Origin of the sequence: Streptomyces sp. (genome assembly GCF_050698815.1) — a bacterium.
Classification (GTDB): Bacteria; Actinomycetota; Actinomycetes; order Streptomycetales; family Streptomycetaceae; genus Streptomyces.
In genome coordinates this window covers 1-3,891 of sequence record NZ_JBOHCV010000198.1, presented here as the reverse complement: position 1 = coordinate 3,891, position 3,891 = coordinate 1, and the positions used below count along the sequence as shown (strand labels likewise).

Sequence of the window (3,891 nt, the reverse complement as noted above, 5' to 3'; positions counted from 1 at the left end):
GCGTTGCACGCCACACCTCGCGTCGCTTCCGGTGGTCGTATCCGACCACGAGTGCCTTCCCCACGAGGTCCTGCGTCTCGGTACTGGTCGAAAGCCAGACCTCAGGGCCTCCGCTGCCCAGAACCTTGTCGTCGAAGCCGTTGTACCGGTCCTCCTGCCAGCGCTGCCTGCCTGTGCGCGGAGAATGGAAGGTGGGTTCCTCGCCAGACACCATGATCAGGTCCTCGTCGATCTCCAGTACAGGTCCGTTGGCGAGCGTGCAGGGTCCTGTCCAGAGTTCGCCTCCAGTCCGTACGTCATAGCCATAAAGCTCGAACCCGGCAGCGAACACCAGTGTCTTGTTCTGCCAGATGTACGGGGTGTACTTGGGTGCGTCGCCTTTGAAGTGATGGCTCCAGAGTGGTGCGGGCGCCACGTTGCGCACAGAAGCGCGGCCATAGGCCGTGGCCTTGTCACGAGAGGCGAAGTATGTGACCGCGCCGAAGCTACCGACGGTGCCCACTGTGCCCGCGACAGCACCGGAGAGCAGGCTGCGTCGAGACGGCCTTGTGCGACCGGAGTCCGGGAGTCTTGTGCCGGCGTCCGGTGGTGCTCCCGTGACGTCATGACTCACCGGGGGCCCGGTCGCGGATATTTCGGGCTCCGCACCTGCGGAAGAAGTGAGATCACTTTCGGAATCCTCGGCGACTTCCGCCGCGAGAATTCGTGCGGTTTGGGCTGTCAACTCGGCCATCAAGCCCACCGGAAGCCAGCCAGGCCCAAGCAGACCGGCGGCCTTGCTGACGGAACCCTCCAGGGTCGTCGCGGGCGGGGTGCCTCCAGCCGTGTGCCGAAAGCCTGAGTCGATGACCGTACCCGGCTGACCGACGGGCCTCCGGCCGGCCAACGGCACCGAGCAACTGGCTAGTCTATCCACCAGGTCCGCCGCTCGGAGGCGACCGGCTGGATCGCGTACGAGGCAGGCAGCGATGACGTCACGAAGCGCGAAGGGAAGTTCCTCTCGCTCTGGCGTCATGTGACCCGTGGCCGCGTACGAGAGCACCACTCCGAGCGCGTACACGTCGCCGAGCGGTCGCGGTCGCCCGCCGGTCAGTTGCTCGGGGGCGACGCTCTCCGCCGCCAAGCCGGACACCCGGGACCGGTCTTGGCCGTCGGGCCCCGCAGTCCGCACGGCGCCGAAACCCGCCAGTCGCGGACCGTCTGCCGTGAGCAGCACCGTACTTGGCGACACACCGGCGTGTGTGTAGCCCGCAGCGTGCAGGTCTCTCAACCCCTCCGCCAGAGCTGAGCCGAGAGCGGCGACGGTGTTATTGGGCAAGGGTCCGCGATTCACGGCCAGGGCGACCGGCAGGGGCAAAGCAGGCTCATGCGCCGTGGTGTACCAGGCCGGACTTGCCTCGGCTTCTGAGATCTCCCTGACGTCGACAAGCCATGGGCTCGAGCCGACGAGACGGCGCGCCTGCTCGGCCTCGCTACGGAAGCGGGAGATGTACGCGGCATCGCTGGACTTCTCCAGAGATGTAACGGTGACCAGGGCGGCTCGGTCGCCGCCTGCCGTCTTCCCTATGAAGCGTTGGCCGCAGATGGCGACCTCGGTCACTGTGTCGATGCACTCGACCAGGCAGTAGGGTCCCGCCCGTCGCAGAGCATCGCGACGTGGAGATTCCATGCCTCCCCCTGGAACGTGTGATCGGCCAGCAGCCTACCTTGCGCTTCCAACTACTGAGGTTGAACTCGTGGGGTCGTGGGGGCTGACGGTCCGTCGTCTCCTGGGGTATTACCGGGGTATGCGGTATCCACAGGGTGGCGGGCTGACCGCCGAACGGCAGCAGTTCCGCGAGGGGTTACGGCTCCAGGCGGCCGAGCGGTTCGCCCGGGGCGAGGGGAGTACGGCGATAGCGAGGGAGCTGCGCGTCAGTGTCCGATCGGTGCAGCGGTGGCGGCGTGTTTGGGCCGAGGGTGGTCCGCGTGCTCTGCGGTCGCAGGGACCGGCCTCGCTGCCTCGGTTGAGTGAGGAGCAGTTCGCTCAGCTGGAGGCGGAGCTGGCCAAGGGGCCGGCCGCGCACGGCTGGGAGGACCAACGGTGGACGCTCGGGCGCGTCAAGACCGTGATCGGGCGGCGTTTCCACCTGACCTACACCATCCAGGGTGTGCGTAAGCTGCTGGTGCGTAACGGCTGGTCCTGCCAGGTCCCGGCCCGCCGGGCCGTCGAACGGGACGAGGCGGCAGTCGCCGGGTGGGTCAAGGAGGTGTGGCCCTGCGCGGAAGACTAGCGGCGGCCCGTGGGGCCTGGCTGGTCTTCGAGGACGAAGCCGGGTTCTCCATGACGCCGCCGCACGCCAAGACCTGGGGCAGGCGCGGTCACACTCCGGTGGTGCGGGTCCGTGGCCGCTCCCGCCGACGGATATCCATCGCCGCGCTGACCTGCTACAAGCCCGGAGAGCGTTCCCGACTGATCTACCGGCCGCGCAAGGACGACGGCCAGCGCGACGGACGCAAAAGCTTCTCCTGGCGTGACTACCGGGACCTGCTGGTCGCCGCCCACCAGCAGCTCGGCGGCCCGATCGTGCTCGTCTGGGACAACCTCAACGTGCACAAGGCCGCCGGGCTCCGGGAGTTCGCCGCCTCCCGGGACTGGCTGACCATCTACTACCTGCCGCCCTACGCACCCGACCTCAACCCCGTCGAAGGGATCTGGTCCCTGCTGCGGCGCGGCTGGCTGTCCAACGTCGCCTTCAGCACACCGGAGCATCTCATCCGACGCGTCCGACGCGGCTTACGCCACATCCAGTACCACCGGGATCTCATCGACGGCTGCCTCGCCGAGACCGGCCTGACCATCAACCCCTGACCACAGACGACACCACGAGTTCAACCTCAGTAGCCCCAACCGGATCACCGAACCTCTCCACGCGCTCCTCGTAGTCATCCAGAAATAATCTTCGCTGGCGAAGGAATGGATCGGAAATGCTCATTCCGGGTCGCTATTCACCCTGACTCGACCAGACGAGGTCCGATGCGAAGTCTCACTTGACGATATTCTTCTCGATAGTCGGAGACGGTAGCCTCGACCCTATCGCCAACTGGCGGCCAGTGCTCCGGTCCCAACGGTTCACCATTCGGGCGGTAGGAGATGACGTCTACAATCGCTGAGACATCTGGGTCCAGGTCGAGGTCCACAAAAAAGCCGAAGTGAAAATGAGCCTTTACCAGCCCGGTCACTCGTGAGTTGAGAGGAATCTTCTCTGTGGTCTCTTTCCATTCGGTCTCGTGAGTCACTCCGCTCCGTCTTCACGGATGAGGTGCCAGTACTGGCGGCCCGCTGGGACCCTGAGGACCTCCTCCAAGTATGGAAGTCCTGAAGCCGGACTCACTTCCGCTCTATTCACCTGTACCAATCCTCGCCATTGCTTTGAAGAGAGCTTGTGAGGTATGCGCGGAGTGACGGCGCAACAATTTTTCGCTTATCCGTCTCGTGGTCCCAGACGAGAATATCTGGTCGGGGAGGATTTGATTGGTAGGCGAATTGGTCGCCGCTGCCGTTGTCGCCGAAGAAGATGAGCGAATTGAATGGAGAATAGAGTTCGGCAAAGGTCGGAGTAATCCGGAATGCTTCGTTGTCTTGTGCGATCCGTTCCGCAGTCCATGCAATGTCGATTCCGTATCTTCCGGTCAGGCCGTTCATTTCGATGAGAAGGGAGCGGATCTCTTCGGGAAGAGACTGTTCCAGTCGGGATTCCGTGCTTTCAATCGACCCTTGCGGTGTCGGTTGACCGAACACTACCGGGACACCAAAGCTCTGGACGAGGTCACGCCACATTGTTACCTCCTTCGCATGATTAAGATATCTGCTCCTCTTGCGTATTCGAGGCGTGAACCAATTCCCTATGG

At 64.1% G+C, this 3,891-nt stretch carries 3 protein-coding genes; 1 reads left to right on the top strand and 2 read right to left on the bottom strand.

All coding sequences use genetic code 11. From position 1 onward, the window contains the following. Positions 1-1,600 (bottom strand): serine/threonine protein kinase (locus ACRDP3_RS07310; RefSeq protein WP_431516018.1); only part of this gene is annotated, 1,600 nt, incomplete at its 3' end. Between the two features lie 187 nt (positions 1,601-1,787). Between ACRDP3_RS07310 and ACRDP3_RS07305 the strand changes: the two genes are divergently transcribed. Continuing rightward, positions 1,788-2,851 (top strand): IS630 family transposase gene (locus tag ACRDP3_RS07305; protein WP_431516017.1). Its coding sequence is split into 2 segments (ribosomal slippage): positions 1,788-2,231 and positions 2,234-2,851, totalling 1,062 coding nucleotides; the frame shifts between segments, so codons are not numbered across the junction. Between the two features lie 534 nt (positions 2,852-3,385). Here ACRDP3_RS07305 and ACRDP3_RS07300 read toward each other — a convergent pair. Beyond that, positions 3,386-3,891, bottom strand: a 506-nt coding sequence (locus tag ACRDP3_RS07300) for an SMI1/KNR4 family protein (RefSeq protein ID WP_431516016.1), incomplete at its 5' end; no start/stop codon positions are given.